This window comes from Agromyces sp. Y575 (genome assembly GCF_059445445.1).
This window is the reverse complement of sequence record NZ_JCAIUI010000003.1, coordinates 386,675-404,488: the sequence shown is the minus strand read 5'-3', so window position 1 is coordinate 404,488 and position 17,814 is coordinate 386,675. Positions and strand designations below refer to the sequence as shown.

At 68.1% G+C, this 17,814-nt stretch carries 15 protein-coding genes; 4 read left to right on the top strand and 11 right to left on the bottom strand.

Features of this window, described 5'->3' with window-relative positions:
* The first annotated feature begins 37 nt into the window (after positions 1-37).
* Positions 38-679: a Maf family protein gene (locus AC1C2U_RS14000; protein WP_495362372.1), complete on the top strand. Its 642-nt coding sequence runs from the start codon at positions 38-40 to the stop codon at positions 677-679.
* A 220-nt stretch (positions 680-899) separates the two neighbouring features.
* A complete protein-coding gene (locus AC1C2U_RS13995; RefSeq protein ID WP_495362371.1) occupies positions 900-2,669 on the top strand; it encodes an acetyl/propionyl/methylcrotonyl-CoA carboxylase subunit alpha in 1,770 nt (589 codons plus the stop codon).
* Between the two features lie 188 nt (positions 2,670-2,857).
* Here the strand turns inward: AC1C2U_RS13995 and AC1C2U_RS13990 are convergent, their stop codons facing one another.
* From AC1C2U_RS13990 to AC1C2U_RS13980, 3 genes are all read right to left on the bottom strand, one after another.
* On the bottom strand, positions 2,858-3,748 hold the full coding sequence (locus AC1C2U_RS13990; RefSeq protein ID WP_495362370.1) for a hypothetical protein: 891 nt from the start codon (positions 3,746-3,748) through the stop codon (positions 2,858-2,860).
* A 221-nt stretch (positions 3,749-3,969) separates the two neighbouring features.
* Positions 3,970-5,475, bottom strand: coding sequence for an APC family permease (locus AC1C2U_RS13985; RefSeq protein WP_495362369.1), 1,506 nt, complete (start codon positions 5,473-5,475; stop codon positions 3,970-3,972).
* A 46-nt stretch (positions 5,476-5,521) separates the two neighbouring features.
* Positions 5,522-6,952 carry an NAD(P)H-quinone dehydrogenase gene (locus tag AC1C2U_RS13980; RefSeq protein WP_495362368.1) on the bottom strand — a complete coding sequence of 477 codons (1,431 nt, stop codon included), beginning with the start codon at positions 6,950-6,952 and terminating at the stop codon, positions 5,522-5,524.
* An 84-nt stretch (positions 6,953-7,036) separates the two neighbouring features.
* On the opposite strand from AC1C2U_RS13980, the gene AC1C2U_RS13975 reads away from it, so the two are divergent.
* Entirely contained in the window at positions 7,037-7,864 is an 828-nt protein-coding gene (locus AC1C2U_RS13975; RefSeq protein WP_495362367.1) for a purine-nucleoside phosphorylase, read from the top strand.
* A gap of 122 nt (positions 7,865-7,986) precedes the next feature.
* A complete protein-coding gene (locus tag AC1C2U_RS13970; RefSeq protein WP_495362366.1) occupies positions 7,987-9,690 on the top strand; it encodes a phospho-sugar mutase in 1,704 nt (567 codons plus the stop codon).
* Between the two features lie 120 nt (positions 9,691-9,810).
* On the opposite strand, the gene AC1C2U_RS13965 is transcribed toward AC1C2U_RS13970, so the two are convergent.
* The 8 genes from AC1C2U_RS13965 to AC1C2U_RS13930 all read right to left on the bottom strand — a co-directional run bounded on the left by AC1C2U_RS13965 (position 9,811) and on the right by AC1C2U_RS13930 (position 17,706).
* Positions 9,811-10,095, bottom strand: coding sequence for a PTS sugar transporter subunit IIB (locus AC1C2U_RS13965; protein WP_495362365.1), 285 nt, complete (start codon positions 10,093-10,095; stop codon positions 9,811-9,813).
* The gene (locus tag AC1C2U_RS13960) at positions 10,092-10,550 is read right to left on the bottom strand and encodes a PTS sugar transporter subunit IIA (protein WP_495362364.1); all 459 of its coding nucleotides are present in this window, start codon (positions 10,548-10,550) and stop codon (positions 10,092-10,094) included. Before AC1C2U_RS13960 ends, AC1C2U_RS13965 begins: the two co-directional genes overlap by 4 nt.
* Before the next feature lie 57 nt (positions 10,551-10,607).
* Positions 10,608-11,729, bottom strand: a complete 1,122-nt coding sequence (locus AC1C2U_RS13955; RefSeq protein WP_495362363.1) for an adenosine deaminase — start codon at positions 11,727-11,729, stop codon at positions 10,608-10,610.
* 78 nt (positions 11,730-11,807) lie between these two features.
* Positions 11,808-13,109, bottom strand: a complete 1,302-nt coding sequence (locus AC1C2U_RS13950; RefSeq protein WP_495362362.1) for a thymidine phosphorylase — start codon at positions 13,107-13,109, stop codon at positions 11,808-11,810.
* A complete protein-coding gene (locus AC1C2U_RS13945; protein ID WP_495362361.1) occupies positions 13,106-13,525 on the bottom strand; it encodes a cytidine deaminase in 420 nt (139 codons plus the stop codon). The genes AC1C2U_RS13950 and AC1C2U_RS13945 overlap by 4 nt, the downstream gene beginning before the upstream one ends.
* Positions 13,526-13,580: 55 nt before the next feature.
* Positions 13,581-14,879 (bottom strand): ABC transporter permease, encoded by a 1,299-nt coding sequence (locus tag AC1C2U_RS13940; RefSeq protein ID WP_495362360.1) that lies wholly within the window; start codon positions 14,877-14,879, stop codon positions 13,581-13,583.
* Complete coding sequence (locus tag AC1C2U_RS13935) at positions 14,876-16,165, bottom strand: ABC transporter permease (RefSeq protein WP_495362359.1); 1,290 nt, start codon at positions 16,163-16,165, stop codon at positions 14,876-14,878. The genes AC1C2U_RS13940 and AC1C2U_RS13935 overlap by 4 nt, the downstream gene beginning before the upstream one ends.
* A complete protein-coding gene (locus AC1C2U_RS13930; RefSeq protein ID WP_495362358.1) occupies positions 16,162-17,706 on the bottom strand; it encodes an ABC transporter ATP-binding protein in 1,545 nt (514 codons plus the stop codon). Before AC1C2U_RS13930 ends, AC1C2U_RS13935 begins: the two co-directional genes overlap by 4 nt.
* Positions 17,707-17,814 lie beyond the last annotated feature (108 nt).

Genomic DNA, 17,814 nt, shown 5'->3' with positions numbered 1-17,814 from the left:
ATTCCACAGCGCCGGCGCCCCGGGGCAGGATGGACGCATGCGCCTCTACCTCGCCTCGACCTCGCCCGCCAGGTTGCAGACCCTCCGTGCCGCCGGCATCGAGCCGATCGCGGCGCCGCCCGGCGTCGACGAGGAGGCCGTCGTCGCCGCGCGCGAGGCCGAGTCGGGGCCGCTGGCCGCGCGCGAGATGGTGCAGCTCTTGGCTCAGGCGAAGGCTGAGGCACTCGTCGGTACCGAGCCGGGCGGTGAGCCGATCGACGGGCTCATCCTCGGCGGCGACTCGGCGTTCCTCACGGGCGGCGCGATCCACGGCAAGCCGCACCGGCCCGAGGTGGCGAGGCAGCGCTGGCTCGCCCAGAACGGCGGGCACGGCGAGCTGTGGTCCGGACACTGGCTGATCGATCACCGCGGCGGCCGGGTGCACGGCGCGGTCGGGCGGGCGGATGTCGCGACGGTGCGCTTCGCGGCGCTCGACGAGGCCGAGATCGATGCGTACATCGCCTCGGGCGAGCCGCTTCTCGTAGCGGGCGCGTTCACGATCGACAGTCTCGGCGGTCCGTTCATCCGGCGCGTCGAGGGCGACCCGTCGACGGTCGTCGGCCTCTCCCTGTCGACGCTGCGCGACCTCGTGCGGGAGCTCGGCGTGGCGTGGCCCTCGCTCTGGAACCGCACGGGCTGAGTGCGACAACGGATCCCTTCGACAGGCTCAGGGAACAACGACCGCTCGCTCAGGGAACAACGACCGCTCGCTCAGGGAACAACGGCCGCTCGCTGAGGAGCAACGACCGCTCGCTGAGTTTGTCGAAGCGACGCGATTGTCGACGTCCGCAAGAGACATCCGCTCTTTTTGTGGAAGGCACCCAAAGGACGACTCGCCCCGAGCCATAGGCTTGAGCATTATGCCGCGAATCACCAAGGTCCTCATCGCCAACCGTGGCGAGATCGCCGTCCGCGTCATCCGGGCCGCCCGTGACGCCGGCCTCGAAGCCGTCGCCGTCTACGCCGATCAAGACCGCGACGCGCGGCACGTCAAGCTCGCCGATGAGGCCTACGCCCTCGACGGCACCACGAGCGCCGAGACCTACCTCGTGATCGAGAAGATCCTCTCGGTCGCCCGCCGTTCGGGTGCCGACGCCGTGCACCCCGGCTACGGCTTCCTGGCCGAGAACCCCGATTTCGCCCGCGCCGTCATCGACGCCGGCATCGTCTGGATCGGCCCGTCGCCCGAGGCCATCGAACGCCTCGGCGACAAGGTCTCCGCACGGCACGTGGCCGAGAAGGTCGGCGCGCCGCTCGCACCCGGCACGCTCAACCCCGTGGCGGATGCCTCCGAAGTGCTCGATTTCGTCGACGTGCACGGCCTCCCTGTGGCCATCAAGGCCGCCTTCGGCGGCGGCGGGCGAGGCCTCAAGGTCGCCCGCACCCGCGAAGAGGTGCCCGAGCTCTTCGAGTCGGCCACCCGCGAGGCCGTCGCGGCGTTCGGCCGTGGCGAGTGCTTCGTCGAGAAGTACCTCGACAGGCCCCGCCACGTCGAGACGCAGTGCCTCGCCGACGCGCACGGCAACGTCGTCGTCGTCTCGACCCGCGACTGCTCGCTGCAGCGCCGCCACCAGAAGCTCGTCGAAGAGGCCCCGGCGCCCTTCCTCACCGAGGCCCAGACCACGCTGCTCTACGAGTCCTCGAAGGCGATCCTCCGCGAAGTCGGCTACGTGGGCGCCGGCACCTGCGAGTTCCTCATCGGCCAAGACGGCACCGTCTCGTTCCTCGAGGTGAACACGCGCCTCCAGGTCGAGCACCCGGTTTCCGAAGAGGTCACGGGCATCGACCTCGTGCGCGAGCAGTTCCGCCTCGCCGAGGGCGGCGTGCTCGACTACGCCGATCCCATCGCGACCGGTCATTCGATCGAATTCCGCATCAACGGCGAAGACCCGGGTCGCGGCTTCCTGCCCGCACCCGGTCCCGTGCACGTGCTGCGCTTCCCCGGCGGCCCCGGTGTGCGCGTCGACTCGGGGGTCACCACCGGCGACGAGATCTCCGGCGCCTTCGACTCGCTGCTCGCGAAGCTCATCGTCACAGGCTCGAGCCGCCGCGATGCGCTCGAGCGGGCCCGTCGTGCCCTCGACGAGTTCGAGGTCGCCGGGCTGCCGACCGTGCTGCCCTTCCACCGCGACATCGTGAACGACCCGGCGTTCGCGCCCGAGGGCGATGAGCCCTTCTCGATCTACACGCGCTGGATCGAGACCGAGTACGACAACCAGCTCGAGCCCTGGTCGGGCGAACTCGCCGAGACGAGCGGCCCCGCCGCGCGCACGAGCGTCGTCGTCGAGGTTGCAGGTCGCCGGGTCGAGGTCACTCTGCCGAAGCGACTCGCCGGCGGGGCATCCGCAGTGCACACCGCCGGCCCTGCCCCTCGCCGCCGCACCGCCGCGCACTCGGTCGCCACCTCGACCGGCGACGCCGTGAAGGCGCCGATGCAGGCGACCATCGTGAAAGTCGCGGTCGTCGAAGGCGACCATGTCGTGAAGGGCGATCTCGTGCTCGTACTCGAAGCCATGAAGATGGAGCAGCCGATCCTCGCCCACAAAGACGGTGTCGTCGGCCTCGTGAACGCCGAGGCCGGAGCCACCGTCTCGAGCGGGCACCTGTTGCTCGCGATCAACGACGCCTGACGCACCTCGTTCTCAGGAGTTTTTCGCTCCGGGGAGCGTCTTTCGTGCTGTTTCTCCTGAGAAGCGGACGAGTCCGGGGCGTCGTTCCTGAGAAGCGCGGTCCTCACGTGGGCGGACAGCCGCGGTTCAGGTTGTGTACGGCGAAGGGGCTGCGCGCGGTTCAGGTTGTACGGCGAAGGGGCTGCGGCTCAGGCGGCGAGCGCGGCGAGCGCGTCGGCGACGAGGCGCGCCGCGGCGAAGCGATCAGCGATGACCAGCTCAGCTGGGATCCGCAACGTCGGTATTCCTCGACCGAGCATCGCACCATCACGTCGACGATCACGTCGGAACGCTTCGCGACCCTCGTGGTACCGGTAGCCGTCGACTTCGACGATCAGCCGCCCATCGACGAGGAAGTCGACGAAGCCCACGCCGTCGAACGGCACCTGTTGGGCGAACGTCACGTCGAGCTCGCGAAACGTCTCGGCAAGATAGGTCTCAGCTCCGGAGCCGTCCAGCCCGCAGAGCACGGGAGCGCCGAGCCGGTCAGGTGCAGTCGCGTCGAGCAAGTGTTGGGCTGCTGCAAGCCCGAGCTGTCGGGTCTGCACCGCCGACTCGAATGCAGCGACGACATCGACGCGCGCGGCGCACCTCGCGATCTGTCCGAGCGCCGTTTCCAGCGGCACCCGCCATGACGACTCTTCAGGAGCGCGACGAGAGACCGCGACATCCGACCAGTGCAGTTCGACCTTGACTTCGCTTCGATCCGCGGTCAGCGGCTCGTCGCACGGAACGAGCACGCGGTTCGTGCGGAGTCGCGCAGCGTTCATCGGCAGCGAGACATGCACCACATCGTCATCGTTCACCCAGACGCCGTAGCTCCGTGCCGCGGCCATGCATCCGACTCGACCGCCGATTCGAACTGCTGCGGTCGCACCGGCCGGCGCCGTCGGCAGTGCGTAGTGCGCCCGGCGGATGCGCCGGACCTCCCCAGCGCGCACAGCGAATGATATCTCGGGTCCACGAACACCCGCCGCGATCAGCTGTCCCCGCGCCGCGATGCCGCCGAGCGATGCGAGAACCTGCGTGATCCGAGACATGCCACGAGCATGTTCGCGACTCGCACCACGGCCGGATCGCGGCATCCGAATTGTGGACTCCCGCCGTCGGCGCCGTCCTCGGGAGGACGACTCGGCCTTCGTCCGGCCAAGTTGCCTTTCTCAGGAGCACCCTGCCGAAACCGCTCGCTTCTCAGGAAGAATGCGTGCGAGATCCGGCGATCGTCCGAAGAACTCCTGAGAAAAGTGTCTCGAGTGCGGCGCTACGGCGCGCCCTGAGCCGTCGGCAGCTCGACCTCGCTGACACCCTCGAGGCCGACCCTCGACCGACGCCGTCCGTAGATCAGGTAGATCACGATGCCGATCGCGAGCCACACCAGGAAGCGCACCCAGGTGAGCGTGGTCAGGTTCAGCATGAGCCAAAGGCAGAGGACCGCCGACAGGATCGGGAGCACGGGCGACCACGGCACCCGGAACCCGCGTGGCAGGTCGGGGCGGGTGCGGCGCAGCACGACGATGCCGAGGCTCACGAGCACGAATGCCGAGAGCGTGCCGATGTTGATCATCTCCTCGAGGAGGCCGACGTCGGTGAACGCCGCGACGAGTGCGACGACGGTGCCGCTGATGATCTGGATACGCGCAGGCGTCTTGGTGTGCTCGGTGGTCTTCGACAGCCATCGCGGAAGCAGCCCGTCGCGACTGAGCGCGAAGACGATGCGCGACAGGCCGAGGAGCAACACCATGATCACGGTCGTGAGTCCCACGAGCGCACCGAGTGAGATCACCGCAGAAGCCCAGTCCTGGCCGACGAGGCGGAACGCAGTGGCGAGCGAAGGGGTCTCCTCTGCGGCGAGGTCCGTGTACGAGACCATTCCGGTCATGACGATCGAGACGAGCACGTAGAGCGCGGTGACGATGCCGAGGCCGAGGAAGATGCCCCGCGGCAGACGCCGCTGCGGGTCGCGCACCTCCTCCGCGCTCGTGGCGACGACGTCGAATCCGATGAATGCGAAGAACACGAGCGACGCGGCCGAGAGCAAGCCGAAGATGCCGTACTGCGCGGGCGCCGCGCCAGTCGCCCACGAGAAGAGCGACTGCGTCCAGACATCCTGGGCGCCCCCCTCGGTCGGGACGGCCTCGGGGATGAACGGCACGTAGTTCGCCGCGTTGATGAAGAAGAACCCCACCACGATCACGAACAGCACGATCGCGACCTTGATGATCGTGAACACCGACCCCACACGAGCGGTGAGCTTCGTGCCGGCCACGAGCAGCGCGGTGAACACGGCGACGATGAGGAACGCCGGCCAGCTCACCTCGAGCCCCGCGATCTCGAACGTGGCCGGGAACGGGAGGCCGAAGGCGATCAGCGCCTCGCCGAGGTAGACGCCCCAGTACTTCGCGATGACGGCCGCGCCGGTGAACATCTCGAGGATCAGGTCCCAGCCGATGATCCACGCGAGGAGCTCGCCCATGGTCGCGTACGTGAAGGTGTAGGCGCTGCCGGCCACGGGCACCGTCGAGGCGAACTCGGCGTAGCACATGATCGCGAGCCCGCACGTGACGGCGGCGAGGAGGAACGAGATGGTGACGCTCGGACCAGCGAAGTTCGCGGCCGCCTGCGCCCCGACCGAGAAGATGCCTGCACCGACGGCGACGGCGATGCCCATGAGCGCGAGGTCCCAAGTGCCGAGCGAACGTTTCAGACTCCGCTCGGCGTCGGCGGCGTCGGCCATCGACGCCTCGACGGATTTCACACGCAGATTCATGTGCACCCCCGGTTGTCGGCACCGACCCCCGCGGCGCTGCGACACCTCAGCGTACGATGTGCATCGCCCTCGCCGCATCCGTCAGCGAACCGCTCAGCGACGGGTAGACCGGGAACGCCTCGGCGAACTGGTCGACAGTGAGCCGGTGCTCGATCGCGAGCGTCATGGGGAAGACGAGCTCGGAGGCCTTCGGCGCGACGATGACGCCGCCGATGATCGCGCCGGACCCGTTCGAAGCGAAGAGCTTCACGAATCCGTCGCGGATGCCCATCATCTTCGCGCGCGGGTTCGACGAGAGCGGCAGCTTGTAGACGACTCCTGGCACGACGCCCTCTTCGATCTCCTTCTCGGTCCAGCCGACGGTGGCGATCTCGGGCTGCGTGAAGATGTTCGAGGTGATGTTGCGCAGCTCGGGCGGGTTCACGATGTCGCCCATGGCGTGGAACACCGCAGTGCGACCCTGCATCGAGGCGACCGAGGCGAGCGGCAGGAACGTCGTGCAGTCGCCGGCGGCGTAGATGTTCGGCATCGAGGTGCGCGCCACCCGATTGACACGGATGTGACCGCTCTCGGACATCTGCACACCGGCCTCTTCGAGCCCGATGTCGGTCGTGTTCGGCACCGAGCCGACCGCCATCAGGCAGTGGCTGCCACGCACCTCGCGCCCGTCGGTGAGCGTGGCCACGACGCTGTCGCCGTCGCGCACGACCGACTCGGCACGCGACTTGTTCATGACCTTCATGCCGTTGCGCTTGAAGACCTTCTCGATGACGGATGCCGCGTCGGCATCTTCGCCCGGAAGCACTTGGTCGCGGCTCGAGATGAGCGTGACCTTCGCTCCGAGCGCTCGATAGGCGGACGCGAACTCGGCACCCGTGACGCCCGAGCCCACGACGATGAGATGCTCGGGCACCTGCTGCAGGTGGTAGAGCTGGGTCCACGTGAGGATGCGCTCGCCGTCGGGCACCGCGGTCGGCAGTACGCGCGGCGAGGCGCCCACCGAGATGACGAGCGTGTCGGCCTCGATGCGGTCGAAGTCGGTGCCGCCCCTGGCTGTGGAGACGATGACCGCATTCGGTCCGTCGAGGCGCCCTTCGCCCTGAACGAGCTTCACGCCGGCCTCGATGAGGTTGCCGCGCATGTCTTCGGACTGCTGAGCGGCGAGCCCGAGCAGTCGCTTGTTGACGGCCGCGAGGTTGATCGCCACCTCGGGCTTCACCGCCTTGTCGGAGGACCCCTTCGCGAAGAACTGCACGCCGAGGTCGGCCGCCTCCTTCACGGCATTCGACGCTTCTGCGGTGGCGATGAGCGACTTCGACGGCACGACATCGGTGAGCACGGCGGAGCCGCCGACGCCCGTCCGCTCGATGAGCGTGACCTCCGCCCCGAGCTGTGCGCCCGCGAGGGCCGCCTCGAATCCCCCGGGTCCTCCTCCGAGGATGGCAATGCGTTGCGTGCGCTCGAACTCGTAGGCCATGCTCACATTCTGGCAGCTGCGGCCACTCGGTCAGTAAACGAGCAGCGGATGCCGCGGCATCCGTCGCTCATTTAGAGTGGGATGATGCACGCTGCCAACCCGCTCGACGACCCGACCGCCGACCCGTTCGCGATCGCCGCCCTCGCGGCCGAGCGCATCGCGGAGCTCACGGGCGTCGAACGCCACGACATCGCCCTCACCCTCGGCAGCGGCTGGGGGCGGGCCGCCGAATTCATCGGCGAGACGACGCACACCATCGCCGCGACCGACGTGCCCGGGTTCTCCAAGCCCGCGCTCGAAGGCCACGTCGGCACGCTGCGGTCGGTACTGCTGCCGAGCGGCAAGCGCGCCCTCGTCATCGGGGCACGCACGCACTACTACGAAGACCACGGGGTGCGCCGAGTCGTGCACTCGGTGCGCACGGCCGCTGCAACCGGCGTGACGACGATGATCCTCACGAACGGTGCCGGCGGCATCAAAGAGCATTGGACACCCGGCACCCCCGTGCTGATCAGCGATCACATCAACCTCACGGCCGATTCGCCGCTCGAGGGCGCCACATTCATCGACCTCACCGACCTCTACTCGAAGCGACTCCGCGACCTCGCTCGCACCATCTCGCCCGAACTCGACGAGGGCGTGTACTGCCAGTTCCGCGGGCCGCACTACGAGACGCCCGCCGAGGTCCAGATGGCGAAGATCATCGGTGGCCACATCGTCGGCATGTCGACGGCCCTCGAAGCCATCGCCGCCCGCCAGTCGGGCATGGAGGTGCTCGGCATGTCGCTCATCACCAACCTCGCCGCCGGCATCCAGCAATCGCCGCTGAGCCACGAAGAGGTCCTCGAAGCCGGGCGCTCGGCCGAACCGGTGATCTCGAGCCTGCTCGCCAAAATCGTCGCCGAACTCTAGGCAACTCGTTCCCCGAGCCGGTCGAGGGAGCACCCACAACTCGCTTCGACCGGCTCAGCGAGCGACTCAGTACACGACTCGCTTCGACAGGCTCGGCGAGCGACTCAGTAAAGGAGCAGCGGATGTTGCAGACCGACGCCGACCAGCAGCGCATCGCCCGTGCCGAGGCGTGGCTCCGTCAAGATCCAGACCCCGAGACGCGGGCTGAGCTCGCCGCGATCATCGACGCTGCGCGGGGCGGCGACCCTGCGGCATCCGCCGATCTCGCCGATCGCTTCGACGAGCGGCTCGCGTTCGGCACGGCCGGCCTGCGCGGCGAGATCGCGGCAGGCCCGAACCGCATGAACCGGGTGCTCGTCTCCCAAGCGGCCGCAGGGCTCGCGGCGTACGTCATCGATCGTGCCGAGCTCGGCCAGACGCCGTCGGTCATCGTGGGCTACGACGGTCGGAAGAACTCGGCCGTGTTCGCGCGCGACACGGCCGAGATCATGGCGGGCGCGGGCGTGCGCGCGATCCTCATGCCGCGACTGCTGCCGACCCCGGTGCTCGCCTTCGCGGTGCGTCACCTCGATGTTTCAACAGGCGTGATGGTGACGGCCTCGCACAACCCGCCGAACGACAACGGCTACAAGGTGTACCTCGGTGGCGACGATCGGGGCTCGCAGATCGTGCCGCCCGCCGACGCCGAGATCGCCGCGCGCATCCTCGAGGTCGCCGACACGGTCAACGTGCTCGAACTGCCTCGCGGCGTCATCGAGACGGCCGCAGAGTCGGTGATCGACGAGTACGTGCGACAGACGGCCGCGGTCGCACCCACGCCGACGGCGCAACCGCGAGTCGTCTACACGGCGATGCACGGCGTCGGGTGGCAGACCATGTCGAGCGTGCTGGATGCCTCCGGCTTCGAGACTCCCGCGCTCGTCGAAGAGCAGATCGCACCCGACCCGGCGTTCCCGACGGTGGCGTTCCCGAACCCTGAAGAGCCCGGCGCGATGGACCTCTCCTTCGCCCGCGCCCGCGAGGTCGGTGCCGAACTGATCGTCGCCAACGACCCCGACGCAGATCGGCTCGCCATCGCGATTCCCGACGACTCCGCCGAAGCGGGCTACCGGCGCCTCACCGGCAACGAGGTCGGGCTGATCCTCGGCTGGCAGGCCGCCGAGCGCGCCGCGGCCGCGCCGGGCGACTCCGGACCGAACGGTGCGCTCGCGTGCTCGATCGTCTCCTCCCCCGGCCTCGAGGCCATCGCCCGCGCGTACGACCTCGACTTCGAGGCGACGCTCACGGGCTTCAAGTGGATCTCCCGCGCGCCCAACCTCGTCTTCGGCTTCGAGGAGGCGCTCGGCTACCTCGTCAACCCCGGCACGGTGCGCGACAAAGACGGCATCTCGGCCGGCATCGCGTTCCTCTCCCTCGCGGCGGCACTCAAGGCCGAGGGTCGAACGGTCGCCGATCACCTCGACGCGTTCGTCGAGCGGTTCGGATGCCACGACTCGGCCCAGATCTCGATCCGGGTCACCGAACTCGACCGCATCGGCGAGATCATGGCGAGGCTCCGCGCAGAGCCCCCTGCGTCGGTCGGCGGCATCAGAGTCGAGCGCATCGAAGACCTGGCCGACGGATTCGGCGGGCTGCCTCCGTCCGACGTGCTGCGCATCGTGCTCGATGGTGGTGCTCGTGTGATGGTGCGCCCGAGCGGCACCGAACCGAAGCTCAAGGTCTACATCGACGCCGTCGCCGAGACCGGTTCGGTCGTCGAGCGTCGCGCTGCGGCATCCGCCACCGTCGCAGCCCTCGAAAGCGGCATGCGGCAACTGACCGCGTAGCGAGCGCTCGCCGGGGCTCCCTTCCCTGAGCTCCCTTCGACGAGCTCAGGGAGCGAGAGCTCAGAGAGCGAGAGCTCAGGGAGCGAGAGCTCAGAGAGCGAGAGCTCAGGGAGCGAGAGATCAGCCGAGGGATGTCTCGAGCTTCGCGCCGATCTCATCGACGTCGAAGTAGTTCGACACCTCGATGATCTCGGCGAAGCTGCGTCCGACCGCGGTGCGCACCGCCTCTGACAGCTCAGTGGAGGTCAGGATCACCTGCGCGTCCGCGGCCGCAGCCGCGATGCCCGCCAGATCGCTCGCGTCGACGTCGGCAGAGAGGCCCAAGCGGTCGAGCGCGCGCTCGGCGTTGACCTTCAGGATGGCGGACGTGCCGATGCCCAACCCGCACACAGCGATGATCTTCATGCGCCGGCCTCACTGTCGAAGCCGAGCAGCGCTCGCACCTCGTCGGCCGTGGTCGCCCGCGCGATGCGCCCGACGATGCCACTGTCGTTGAACGCGTTGGCGAGCTTGGCGACGGATGCCACGTGCTCTTCGGCGTTCGACACGGCGAGTCCGACGACCACTCGCACCGGGTCGTTGTGCGGATGCCCGAACGGCACCGGTTCGGCGAGCGTCACGACTGCGAGCCCTTCGCGGCGCACATCGGAGCCGGGTCGGGCGTGCGCGAGTGCAAGGCCCGGGGCGACGACCACGTAGGCACCGAACTCCTCGATCACCGCGATCATTCGCTCGGCGTACTCCGAACGGGTCGACCCGGAGCGCACGAGGGCGCGGCCCGCCTCGCGGACGGCGGCGCGCCAGTCGTCGACATGCGCGCCGAGCACGATCGCATCGTCTGGAAGCGGCGGAAGGGTCATGGGGGTCCGTTCAGGGTGATGCAGGTGGGCGCGCGGTGCGTCGCGGCAAACGCCGCGTCAGGCTTCGTCGAAGCCATCTTGAATCTGTTCGGCGAGCTGTTCGCGATCGTCGAGCGGCAGGAAGGCCGATGACGCGGCGTTCAACTGGAACGTCTCGAAGTCGTCGAGGTCGTAGCCGAAGGCGTCGCTGAGGAGCGCGAGCTCACGCGTGAGGCTCGTGCCCGACTGCAGGCGGTTGTCGGTGTTGACCGTCACACGGAAGCCCAGCTGGTACAGCAGGTCGAACGGGTGGTCGACGAGTTCGTCGCCCCACGCCGCGATTGCGCCGGTCTGCAGGTTCGACGACGGGCTCAGCTCGAGCGCGATCTCACGGTCTCGCACCCACTGGGCGATCGGACCGAGCGACACGTAGGTGTTCTCGTCGTCTTGACGATCGATGATGAGGTCTTCGGCGATGCGCACACCGTGGCCGAGGCGCAGGGCACGACCATCGAACAGCGCGCTGCGGATGGATTCGAGCCCATCGGCCTCGCCGGCGTGCACGGTGACGGGCAGGTACTGGCTCGCGAGGTAGTCGAACGCCGTACGATGGCGACTTGGCAGGAACCCGGCCTCTGCGCCCGCGATGTCGAAGCCCACCACGCCCCGGTCACGGTGACGCACGGCGAGCTCGGCGATCTCGAGGCCGCGCTCGGCGTGACGCATGGCGGTGACGAGCTGGCCGGCGAGAATGCCGTGGCCCTGGCTCCGGGCGTCGTCGATGCCCTGCTCGATGCCCGCCTGTACGGCTTCGACGGTCTCGTCGAGACTGAGGCCGCGCGTCAGGTGCTGCTCGGGCGCCCAGCGGATCTCGCCGTAGATCACGCCGTCGGCCGCGAGATCTTGCACGAACTCGCGCGCGACCCGGCTGAGACCCGCCCGGGTCTGCATCACGGCCGTCGTGAGGTCGAACGTCTTCAGGTATTCGACGAGCGAACCGGAGTTCGACTGCTCCGTGAACCACTGGCCGAGCGCCTCAGCGTCGGCCGCCGGTACGTCGAGCCCGATCTCATCGGCGAGCTCGATGAGCGTCTGCGGACGCAAGCCGCCATCGAGATGATCGTGCAGTGAGATCTTCGGCAGGGACTGGATGTTCGTGCCGTCGCCTTCGAGGCGGTACTCCGTCGGAATCGTGTTCACGAGTCAACGATACCGACAGGTCGCCCCTGAAGTCTCGGCAATCTCGAAGCAAGCCGATTCCCGCGTGAACCGCTGTCGTCAGCGACCGATGCGGTCGGCGATCAGCGGGCCGCCGTCGTCGATCGGGTCGCCGGCGTCGCCGATGCGCCACGCACCCTCGACCGCGTCGAGCGCGCGCGCGAAACGGGCGGGCTCGTCGGCGTGCAGCGTGAACAGCGGTTCACCCTTTCGCACCGCGTCGCCGGGCTTGGCGTGCAGCTCGATGCCGGCAGCGTGCTGCACCGGGTCCTGCTTGCGTGCCCGGCCGGCGCCGAGACGCCACGCGGCGATGCCGAACGGCAGCGCCTGCTGCGCGACGAGCACACCGTCACGCTCGGCGGTCACGACGTGCTGCTCTCGTGCGACCGGCAGTGCGGCGTCGGGGTCTCCGCCCTGAGCGCGGATGGCGCGGCGCCACGTGTCCATGGCACGGCCGTCGTCGAGGGCCGCCTCGACGTCGGCATCGGGCTGGCCCGCGAGCGCGAGCATCTCGCGTGCCAGTGCGACGGTGAGTGCACGCACATCGGAAGGTCCGCCGCCGGCGAGGACCTCGACCGATTCGCGCACCTCGTTGGCGTTGCCGATGGTGAGACCGAGCGGCACATTCATGTTCGTGATGAGTGCGGAAGTCGCTACCCCCGCGTCTTCGCCGAGTTCGACCATCGTGCGGGCGAGTTCTCGCGACCGCTCGATATCGGTGAGGAATGCACCGGAGCCGAACTTCACGTCGAGCACGAGTGCGCCCGTGCCCTCTGCGATCTTCTTCGACATGATCGAGGACGCGATGAGCGGGATCGCCTCGACGGTGCCCGTGATGTCGCGCAGGGCGTAGAGCTTCTTGTCGGCTGGGGCGAGTCCGGCACCGGCGGCGCAGATCACGCCGCCGACATCATGCAATTGGGCGAACATCTCGTCGTTCGTGAGGTCTGCGCGCCAGCCCGGAATCGACTCGAGCTTGTCGAGCGTGCCGCCGGTGTGGCCGAGACCGCGGCCCGAGAGTTGCGGCACCGCGACACCGAACGTCGCGACGAGCGGCATGAGCGGCAGCGTGATCTTGTCGCCGACACCGCCCGTGGAGTGCTTGTCGCTCGTGGGCTTGCCGAGGCCCGAGAAGTCCATGCGCTCGCCGCTCGCGATCATCGCCATCGTGAGGTCGCGGATCTCACGGCGGGTCATGCCGTTCAGGAAGATCGCCATGGTCATCGCCGACATCTGCTCGTCGGCGACGTAGCCGCGCGTGTACGCATCGACGAGCCAGTCGATCTCGGGCGTCTCGAGCTCGTGACCGTCGCGCTTCGCTCGGATCAGGTCGACGGCGTCGAACGGTTCGACCGTGCTCATGCATTCACTCCCTTGTATTCGGCGAGCTGCCGCGGCCCGAACGCGTCGGGCAGCACCTCGTCGATCGTCTTGATTCCCGAAACGGTGTCGAGCAGCATCCCCTCGGCTGAGTGCTCGTAGAGCAATTGCCGGCAGCGCCCGCACGGCATCAGTGCGGCGCCGTGACCGTCGACGCAGGCGAATGCGACGAGCTTGCCGCCGCCCGACATGACGAGCGCCGAGACGAGCGAGCACTCGGCGCAGAGGGTCACGCCGTACGAGGCGTTCTCGACGTTGCAGCCGCTCACGACCCGGCCGTCGTCGACGATCGCCGCGGCGCCGACCGGGTACTCCGAGTACGGCGCGTACGCCTTCGCCATCGCCTCGCGGGCGCGCCCGCGGAGCTCGTTCCAGTCGATCGCATCCGTTGCGGTCATGGTGCTCCCCCGTTCCAGGATTAGTGGTGACGGGCGCCCCCGCGGGGCGCCCGTCTCAAGATTTGATGTATGGCTTGCCGGATGCCGCTGGGCCTCGGGATTGTCCGACGAGACCTGCGACCGCGAAGATCGTCACCAGGTACGGCAGCATCAGCATGAACTCGCTCGGCACGGGCGACCCGATGATGCTCAGTACGTTCTGCAGGTTCGACGCGAACCCGAACAGCAGCGCTGCGAGCGTCGCGCGGATCGGGTCCCATCGGCCGAAGATCACCGCTGCGAGCGCAATGAAGCCCGCACCCGCCGTCATCTCTTTGCCGAAGGCGCCGACCGAACCGAGCGTGAAGTACGCGCCTCCGAGGCCCGCGATCGCGCCGGCCAGCGAGACATTCCAGAAGCGCGTGCCAGTCACGTTGATGCCGACCGTGTCGGCCGCCTGGGGGTGCTCGCCCACTGCGCGCAGGCGAAGACCCCACCGGGTGTGGAAGATGCCGAAGTACACCGCCGCGACGCCGATGTACATGAGGTACACGATGAGCGTCTGGCGGAACAGCACCGGCCCGAGGATCGGGATCTCGGAGAGGAACGGGATGTCGATGCGCTCGAATCGCGGCGGCGCATTCAGGGTCGCGGCGTTGGGCGCCAGCAACTGGGAGAAGAGGAACCCGGTCAGGCCCGTGACGAGCACGTTGAGCACGACACCCACGATGACCTGGTCGACGAAGTACTTGATCGAGAACGCCGCGAGCACGAAGGAGACGAGCATGCCGGCCACCATCGCCGCCAGCAGACCGAGCACCGCCTGCCCGGTGATCGAGGCGACCAGCGCCGACGTGAAGGCGCCCGCGAGCAGCTGTCCCTCGATCGCGACGTTCACGACGCCGACTCGCTCGGAGATGACGCCGCCGAGTGCGCCGAAGATGAGCGGCACGGCGAGGCTGAGCGAGCCGAACAGCAGGCCGGGCACGGGAATCGTCGCGCCGGCCGCTGCCCAGGCGAGGAAGCCGACGAGCGCGAGCACCGCGAAGATCGAGATGAGCCAGAGCGGCGTCTTGCGTCGTTGCACGACGAGCCAGATGCTGATGGCGGTGATCACGAAGAGCAGGATCGTGATGACGATGCCGGTCTCACGGGTGGGCAGGTGCACGTCTGGCAGTTGGATCAGGTCGCGGCCGGTCGAGAGCCGCATGGTGCTGATGCCATCTCGCCCGAAGACGACGAACAACAGCAGGGCGAGCACGCTGAAGATGCCGAGCGCGACGGGAGTCTTCCAGTTGCGGATGAGGGCCACGGCAGGGCCGGGCGCCGGCTGGTGCGGCTCAGTGGGCCGGCTCACAGGGGCGACGGTGCTCACTTGGCCTCCACCTCCTTCGTGACGGACGGGGTCGCTTGTCGAACCGTCTCTGGCGACGGAAGTCGGAAGATCGCCCGCACGAGCGGCGGTGCCGCGATGAACAGCACGATGAGGGACTGCACCACGAGCACGATGTCGATCGGCACGCCTTCGGCAGCCTGCATCGAGAATCCGCCGGCTTTGAAGGCTCCGAAGAGTATTCCGGCGACGAAGACGCCCCACGGGCGTGATCGACCGAGCAGCGCGACCGTGATCGCATCGAAGCCGATGCTCGAGTCGATGCCCGCGCCGAATCCGCTCGTCGTCTGGCCGAGCACCTGGTTGATTCCGGCGAGACCGACGAGCCCGCCCGAGAGGAGCATCGCGTAGACGTACATGCGCTTGACGCTGATGCCCGCGACACGAGCGGCGTTCGGATTGGCACCGACCGCCCGGAACTTGAATCCGAGGTTCGATTTCGAGAGCAGCCACCAGGTGAAGACGGTCGCCGCGATGACGAGGATGAATCCGAAGTGCAGGTTGTAGTTCGGCCCGAGCAGATCGGGGAACACCGCCGTCTCCCTCGTCGCGGGGCTCTTCGGGTTGTTCGATCCTGGCGTCTTGAGGAAGCCCTCGCGCAGCCAGAAACTCACGAGGTAGAACGCGACGTAGTTGAGCATGATCGTCGTGATGACCTCGTGGGCCCCGGTGCGTGCCTTCAACAACCCGACGATGCCGCCCCAGAGCGCACCACCGATGATGCCGACCACGAGCGCGGCGACCATGTGCAGCACGGGCGGCAGTTCGAGTGCGAACCCGACCCAACCGCCGAGCGCCGCGGCGATGAGCATCTGACCGCGTCCGCCGATGTTGAAGAGGCCGACGCGGAACCCGAGCGCCACGCCGAGACCTGCGGCGATGAGGGGCGTCGCGAACGTGAGGGTCTCGGTGAACGGCTTGATTCCGTCGGCGAAGCCCGGGCGCCGGAAGTTGTAGATCGAGCCCTGGAAGAGCGCCGAGTATGCGCCGGCGACGGAGTCCCAGATGGCGACGAGCAGGTCTCCGGGCCGCGCGAAGAAGTAGACGGATGCCGCCTGCACGTCTTTGTTCGTGAAGGCGATCATGACCGCACCCACGATGAGCGCGAGCACGACGGCGAGCACCGAGATGATCGCGTTGCCGGTGGTGATCTCGCGGAAGGCCATGTGCCAGCGCGACGGCTCCTGCGGCTCGGAAGGCTCCGGTGTCGTCGCTGCGTCGGGTGCTGCGGCCTCGTCGGGCGGCGACATGGGTCGATCGGCGCTCATGCGGCGGCTCCTTCTCCGGTAGGTGCGTTCGGGCCGCCGGTGCCTGCGGAGGCGCCGGCCATCATGAGTCCGAGCTCGGCTCGAGGGGTGTCTCCGGGCACGATGCCGACGACACGACCGCGGTACATGACCATGATGCGATCGGCGAGCGCGGCGACTTCGTCGAGCTCGGTCGAGACGACGATGACGGGTGTGCCCGCGTCGCGGGTGGCGACGATGCGCTTGTGGATGAACTCGATCGAACCGACGTCGACACCGCGCGTCGGCTGGGCAGCGACGAAGAGCCTGAGATCGCGGCTGAGTTCGCGCGCGAGCACGACCTTCTGCTGGTTGCCACCGGAGAGCCGGCGCACCGGTTCGTCGATGCCTTGCGTTCGCACGTCGAACTCCGTGACCTTCTCGCGGGCGAAAGCCTCGAGCTGCGCGGTCTGGATGTTGCCGAACCGCACGAACGGTACACCGTCGGATCGATCGAGCATGAGGTTCTCAGCGACGGTGAACTCGCCGACGAGTCCGTCTTCGTTGCGGTCTTCGGGTATGAAGCCGACCCCGGCGTCGAGGATCTTGCGCACTGAACGGCCTCGGAGCGGCTTGCCATCGAGGCTGATCTCGCCGAGCACTCGAGGCTGCAGGCCGAGGAGCGCTTCGGTGAGCTCGGTCTGACCGTTGCCCTGCACACCCGCGATGGCGAGGATCTCACCCTCGGCCACACTGAAGCTCACGTCGTCGACGACGATATGCCCGAGCGGGTCGAGCACCGTGAGATTCTGCACGACGAGAGCCGGCTTGCCTGGCTCGGCCGGCGCCTTGTCGACCGTCAGGTCGACGGCACGACCGACCATGAGCGTCGCGAGCTCTTCGTTGGAGGCGGTCGGCGAGGCCTCACCGACGACCTTGCCCAGCCGGATGACCGTGATGCGGTCGGCGACCTCGCGCACCTCGCGCAGCTTGTGCGTGATGAAGACGATGGAGGTGCCGCTCTCTTTGAGCTGTCGCATGATCGACATGAGCTCGTCGGTCTCTTGTGGTGTGAGCACCGCCGTCGGCTCGTCGAAGACGAGCACGCGCGCGTCGCGCGAGAGTGCCTTGATGATCTCGACGCGCTGCTGAACGCCGACGGGCAGCTCTTCGATGAGAGCGTCGGGATCGACGTCGAACCCGAAACGGTCGGAGATCTCGCGCACCTTCGCGCGTGCGGTCTGCAGGTCGAGCACGCCGCCGGCCTTGGTCGACTCGTGGCCGAGCATGACGTTCTCGGCGACGGTGAAGACGGGGATCAGCATGAAGTGCTGGTGCACCATTCCGATGCCGGCCTTCATCGCATCGCCTGGGCCGGCGAAATGCTGCACGACGTCGTCGAGCAGGATCTCTCCGCCATCGGCCTGGTAGAGGCCGTACAGCACGTTCATGAGTGTGGACTTGCCCGCGCCGTTCTCACCGAGCAGGGCGTGGATCTCGCCCGCCTCGACGACGAGGTCGATGTGGTCGTTGGCGACCAGGGCACCGAATCGCTTCGTGATGCCGCGAAGTTCGAGCTTCATGCTTCCAGATTCTATTGAGCGTTGTACAGTCGCGCGATGCCCTGCTCCGATGAGCAGTCGACCGATCGCTCGTCACGCGGGTTGCGTGCGGCCGCAGGAGCATGCGAG